Source organism: Roseiarcus sp. (genome assembly GCF_052145395.1).
Lineage (GTDB): Bacteria > Pseudomonadota > Alphaproteobacteria > Rhizobiales > Beijerinckiaceae > Roseiarcus.
Genome location: NZ_JBKQOT010000642.1, coordinates 1 through 6,137, shown reverse-complemented (window position 1 = coordinate 6,137; position 6,137 = coordinate 1). Strand labels below are relative to the sequence as shown.

The following is a 6,137-nucleotide window of genomic DNA, read 5'->3' as shown; positions in this document are numbered from 1 at the left end:
GCTGAGCTTGGCGACAGGCACGAATGTTTCCGGTTTCATGACCAACCTCAATCCCCCGAGGCTCTTGAGGCTGTTGCGCTGACAGCAGCCGCTACTCCATTGCGCCCGGCGCTATTCGTGCGAATTTCCGGCAGCCGGGTCCGCCGGCCGCCCAAGCGGCCGGATAAGGGCTTTCCGCGTGGATCCGATCAGAACTTTATCATGCTCTTGACTGCAGGCGGAGACCGCTTGACCGCAGGCCGAAACGCTCAGGCGGCCGGCCCGGTTGCGCCTGCCTGCGCTGCCTCCTCCGGCTCGGCGGGGGCGCTGGGCTCGGCCGCCGGCTCAGGCGGCGCCTTCGGTGTTTTCCGCGTCTTGCGCCGTTCCTCGAACTGCTGCAGCACCGCGAAGAACGAGGGCACGAACAGGACGGCGAGGCAGGTCGAGGCGATCATGCCGGAAAACACGCTGATGCCGAGCGAGCGCCGGGCGTTGGCGCCAGCGCCTGTGGCGATCACCAGCGGCAGCACGCCGAGGATGAAGGCGAACGACGTCATCAGGATCGGCCGGAAGCGGGTGCGCGACGCCTCGACCGCCGAGTCCCAGATCGACTTGCCGTGCACGATGCGCTCCTCGCGCGCCACCTCGACGATCAGGATGCCGTTTTTGGCCGAGAGCGCGATCAGCAGCATCAGGCCGATCTGGGTGTAGAGGTTGTTGGCGGCGCCGAGGCTTGTGAGCGCGATTACCGGCCCGAGCAGGGCGAGCGGCACGGCGGCGAGCACGGCGAGCGGCAAAATCCAGCTCTCGTACTGGCCCGCGAGCACGAGATAGATCAGCAGCAGCGACAGGCCGAACACGGTGTAGAGCTGATTGCCGGTGATCTTCTCCTGGTATGACATCGCCGTCCATTCGTAGGCGACGTCGTTCGGCAGCACGCGCTTGGCGATCGCCTCCATCGCTGACATCGCCTGACCCGAGCTGTAGCCGCGCGCCGGGGCGCCGACGATGGTCGAGGACGGATAGAGATTGTAGAGCGTGAGCAGCGGCGGCGCGACGGTCGAGCCGAGATGCGCGACGGCGCCGATCGGCACCATGTTTCCGTCCTGGCTGCGCACATAGAGGTTGAGCAGGTCGTCGGGATTGAGGCGGAAATGCGAGTCCGCCTGGACGTACACCTGCAGCGACAGGCCGAACTTGTTGAACTGGTTGACGTAGGTCGATCCGACGAAGTCGGTCAGGGTGGCGAAAATGTCGCCGACGCTGACGCGCAGCGTCTGCGCCCGGTCGCGGTCGACCGTCAGCGTGACGTGCGGCGCCTCGGTGCGGAAGGTGGTGAGCACGTTGCGTAGGGCGGGATCCGCGGTCGCCGCGTCGACGATCTGGTTGGTGAGATTGCCGAGCTTCTTGTAGTCGGTCGAGCCGCCGAGCAGCTCCACCTGCATCTGGAAGCCGCCGGCGTTGCCGATGCCCTGGATCGCGGGCGGCGGCAGCACGTAAGACTTGCCATCGGGCAGGGCGTTCACGACCTTTTCGAGCCGCGCGTAGATCGACAGAAGGTCCTGGTCCTTGGCCTTGAGCCGCTCGTCGAACGGCTTCAGCATCACCCAGGCGGCGCCGGCGTTGAAGAGGTCCGCGCTGTTGTCAAGCAGCGATATGCCGGACAGCGTGATCACGCGGTCGACGCCGGGGATTTTCAGCGCTTCCGCCGCCGCCTTGTCGAGCGTGGCGGTGGTTCGGCCGAGCGCGGCGCCCTCCGGCAGCTGCGCGGCGATCATCAGATAGCCCTGGTCGTCGATCGGGATGAAGGCGGTCGGGATCTGGACAAGGCCGTAGATACCCACTCCCGACACGATCAGCGCGAGAATGACCATCAGGCCGCAGTGGCGAACCATGCGGCCGATGAAGGCCGCGTAGCCGCGCTCCATCGGATCGTAGATATGGTTGAACGTCCGGTAGAAGATGTTGCGCTGTTCCGCCGGAACCGGAGTCCTGAGCCACAGGGCGCATTGGGTCGGCTTCAACGTCGCCGCGTTGACCGCACTGATGAGGGCGGTCGCGGCGATGACGAGAGCGAACTGGGCGAACATGTTGCCGGTGAGGCCGGGCACGAAGGCGGCCGGAATGAAGACCGCCATCAGCACCAGAGTGATGCCGATGATCGGCCCGAACAGCTCGTCCATCGCGCGGATGGCGGCGTCGTGCCCCGACATCTTCCGCTCGATATATTTCGTCACGCCTTCGACGATGACGATCGCGTCGTCGACCACGATGCCGATGGCGAGCACGATTCCGAACAAGGTCGAGAGGTTGACGGTGAAACCGAGCGCGGCCATCGCCGCGAAGGCGCCGATAATGGTGACCGGCACGGTCGTCGCGGGCACCAGCGTCGCGCGGAAATTCTGCAAAAAGACGAGGATGACGATCAGGACGAGGATGCCGGCTTCGTAAAGCGTCTTGTAGACCTCGGCGATCGAGTCCTGGACGAAGATCGTCGTATCGTAGGGGATCGCGTAGCGCAGGCCTTCCGGGAAACGCTTGGCCATGGCGGCCATCGTGTCCTTCACTTCCTTGCCGACCTGCAGCGAGTTCGAATCCGGCGTCTGGTAGATGGCGATGCCGGCGGCGGGCTGCCCGTTGACCCTGAAGTCCTGCGAATAGGTCTGCGCGCCGAGCTCGACCCGGGCGATGTCGCGCAGATGAATGAGCCGGCCCCCCTGCGCGGTCGCATTCTTGACGACGATGCTGCCGAATTCCTCCGGCTCGTCGAGGCGCGACTGCACTTCGACCGTGTACTGGAATTCGGTCCCGGGCGGAGCGGGCGGCATGCCGACCTGGCCGGCGGCGATGTTCTGGTTCTGCTCGCGGATGGCGTCGATGACGTCCTTGGGCTGCAGACCGAACGACTGCAGGAGCTGCGGATCCATCCAGATGCGCATCGAATAGTTACCCGCGCCGAACACCTTGACGCTGCCGACGCCGGGCAGGCGGGCGAGCGCGTCGGTCAGGTTGATGGTCGCGTAATTGCTCATGTAGAGGCTGTCGAACTTGTGGTCCGGCGAGTCGAGCGTGACGATCTGAAGGATCGCGGTGTTCTTCTTCTGCACGCTGACGCCCTGCGCCTGCACCGGCTCGGGCAGCGAAGCGAGCGCGAGCTGAACGCGGTTCTGCACCAGCACCTGATCGATGTTCGGGTCGGTGCCGATCGCGAAGGTCACCGTCAGTGAATAGGTGCCGTCGGGCGCGCTGGTCGACTGCATGTAAAGCATGCGGTCGACGCCGTTGACCTGGTTCTCGATCGGCAGCGCGACCGTGTCGATCACCGTCTGGGCGCTCGCGCCGGGATAGCTCGCCGTGACCTGCACCGTCGGCGGGACGACGTTGGGATATTCGGAGACCGGCAGGCGATAGAGCGAGACCGCGCCGATGACGACGAGCACAATCGCCAGGACGTTGGCGAGGACGGGATGCTCGATGAAGAACTTCGAGATCATCGACGGCTTTCCCCGCTACTGCACGGCGTCGAGGGTCGCAGCCTTCGGCGTCACGGTCATGCCCGGCGACACCCGCCAGAGCTCGCCGACCACGATCCGGTCGTTGCGCGCGACGCCGCTGGTGGCGACCTGCAAATCGCCGACGGTCTCGCCGAGCTGCACGTAACGCTTCTGCACCACGTCGTTGTCGTCCACGACAAAGAGATAGCGTCCGCCCTGGTCCTCCTGCAGCGCGATCTGGGGAACGAGCACCGCGCTCTTCAAGACCTTGCCCATCGGCAGGCGGATGTTGACGAACACGCCCGGCAGCAGCGTCCGGTCGGGGTTGCGCAGGATTCCGCGAACATAGAGCGTGCCGGTCTGCGGGTCGATCTGCGGGGCGACGTACTGGATCGCGCCGCGATGGGGAAAGCCGGTCTCGTCCGAGAGCGCCGCCTCGACCGGGACCTTGTGCAGCTCGTCGAGCGAAAGCCGGCGCTGATCGAGATTCTGCCGGATCTGGAGCGCTTGCTGCGAGCTGATGTTGGCCACGACGTAGATCGGATCGAGCTGCAGGATCTCGGCGAGCGCGGGCTGGCCGCCGTCGCCCCCGACCATGTTGTTCGGATCGACGAGGTGCCGGCCCATCTGGCCGTCGAACGGCGCCGTCACTTCGGTGTAGCTCAGGTTCAGCTTGGCCAGCGCGACCTGCGCCTGGGCCGCAAGAATGTTCGCCTCGGCCGTCTTCTCTTCAAAGACCCAGTGGTCGACGTCGACCTGGGAAGTCGCATGCTGCTTGAGGAGCGCGGTGTAGCGGCCGACCTCGAGACGGGCGTGATCGCGCGCCGCCGTCGCCGCCGCGAGTTGCGCCTCGGCCTGCTGGAGCTGGTCCTTGTACTGGTCCTGCTGGACGGTGAACAGCAGGTCGTCCTTCTTGACGATCTGGCCGTCCTGGAAGTGGATCTGCTCCAGATAGCCTGGCACGCGGGCGACGAGCTTGACCGCGTTGACCGCCTCGGCGTTGCCGGTGACGACGAGCGTGTCGCTGACCGCCTGAACTTTCGGCAGGGCGACGGGGACCGACGGACCGACCGCGGCCGGCGCTGCTTGCGCCGCGGGCGCCGGAGCGGGCTCAGCCGGCGTCGTCTGCGCCGCCGGCGCCGCGGCCGGCTGGGCCGGCTTTGCCAATGGCGTCGGAGCGTTGGCGGCCGGCGCGGCGGTGGTCGCCGCCGGAGGAGGAGAGGTTTGCGGACTTGCTTTCTTGCCGCCGCCCCAGATGTGGCCCCACAGGCGTTCGAGCTCGTTCTCGGCGCGGGCCGGCCCCGTCCATCCCGCGCTCGTCAGCGCGGCGATGAGTCCCGCAACGAGGAGGCGCGCCGTCGCCGCTCTGGGGGAGTTGAGGAAGGTCTTCACGTCGGTCACCATTGCGGAGGCCGCACGGTCGGCCCGACGTCGGACGGGCCGGGAAGGCCGGGCGCCTGCGGCTGCGGCTGGCCGGCCGGCGGGAGGATGTCGCCGTAGTTCGTGCGGGCGCGCATCTCGTCGCGCGAGGCGTCGTTGACGAAATCATGGCCCTCGCGGATCTGCCATCCGCCTCCGAGCGCGCGATAGGCCGTGGTGAGGCTTACCGACACGCCGCCCTCGGCCGCGGCGAGATTGTTCTGGGCCTGATAAAGGTTCTGCTCGGCCGTCAGCACGGTGGTGAAGTCGCGCGAGCCAAGCTCGTACTGGGCGACCGCGACGGTGAGGGCGTTGTTCGCCGCCGCAGCGCTCTCTCTGAGGTAGCCGACCTGCTGGCGCCCCTGGACGAAGCCGGCCAGTCCGTTTTCCACCTCGCGCTGCGCCTTCAGCACGACGTTCTTGTAGTCGATGAGTAGCGCCTGCAGCTCGGCGTCCTGAGCGCGCACCTCATTGGTGATCTGGCCGTAGTTGAGCACAGGCCAGCTGAACGACGGGCCGAAGGCGAAGGTTACGCTCGGCGAGGTGAAGAGCTCTTTGATCGTGTTACCGTTGGTGGTCGAGACGAGCGTACCAAGCGCTCCGCCGAGCGAGAAGGCCGGATAGAGGTCGGCTGCGGCCATGCCGACCTTGGCGCTCTGCGCTTCCGCCTTGAGCTCGGCCGCCCGCACGTCGGGCCGGCGGCGCAGGAGATCGGCCGGAACCCCGACCGCAACGGCGCGCGGCGGCGCGGGAATCCCGCGCGAACCTCCGAGAAGCCCGTCGATCGAAGCCGGCGGCAGGCCGAGGAGGACGGCGAGCGCATTCTCGGTCTGCTGCAACTGCGCCGTCAGCTGAGGGATCGCCGACTCCGTCTGTCCGAGCACGTTCTGAGCCTGGAAGACGTCGAGCTCCGAGGTCGCGCCGCCCTTGTAGCGGTCGCGGGCGATGTCGAGCGCCGACCGCTGCTTGACCACGTTCTCGCGCGCGATGGCGATCTGCTTTTGTGTCGTGCGGATCTGGATGTAGTCGCTCGCCACGTCGCCGATCAGGGTAACGAGCACGTCGTCGTAGGTCGCGATCGAGGCGAGGTAGGCGGCGTCCGCCTGCTCGACTCCGTGGCGGAACTTGCCCCAGAGATCGAGCTCCCAGGCGACCTGCCCGCCCAGGTCGACCCGCCAAAACTCTTTCGAGGTGATCACATTGTCCGGATTGGAGGTCGCGTCGGTGCGGCTCGGCTGGAGATAA

The 6,137-nt window shown here is 66.7% G+C and carries 3 protein-coding genes; all 3 read right to left on the bottom strand.

Translation table 11 applies throughout. The features are described from left to right. Positions 1–248: 248 nt before the first annotated feature. Positions 249–3,473, bottom strand: a complete 3,225-nt coding sequence (locus ACLP25_RS22155) for an efflux RND transporter permease subunit (RefSeq protein WP_442471305.1) — start codon at positions 3,471–3,473, stop codon at positions 249–251. A gap of 15 nt (positions 3,474–3,488) precedes the next feature. After that, positions 3,489–4,877: an efflux RND transporter periplasmic adaptor subunit gene (locus ACLP25_RS22150; protein WP_442471304.1), complete on the bottom strand. Its 1,389-nt coding sequence runs from the start codon at positions 4,875–4,877 to the stop codon at positions 3,489–3,491. Then, positions 4,871–6,137: TolC family protein (locus tag ACLP25_RS22145; protein WP_442471303.1), on the bottom strand; the 1,267-nt coding region annotated here is incomplete at its 5' end. The genes ACLP25_RS22150 and ACLP25_RS22145, both read right to left, overlap by 7 nt.

Excerpts from the sequence above, each read along its gene's own strand:
- ACLP25_RS22150 (WP_442471304.1), bottom strand. The coding sequence starts at position 4,877 with ATGGTGACCGACGTGAAGACCTTCCTCAACTCCCCCAGAGCGGCGACG.
- ACLP25_RS22155 (WP_442471305.1), bottom strand. The coding sequence starts at position 3,473 with ATGATCTCGAAGTTCTTCATCGAGCATCCCGTCCTCGCCAACGTCCTG.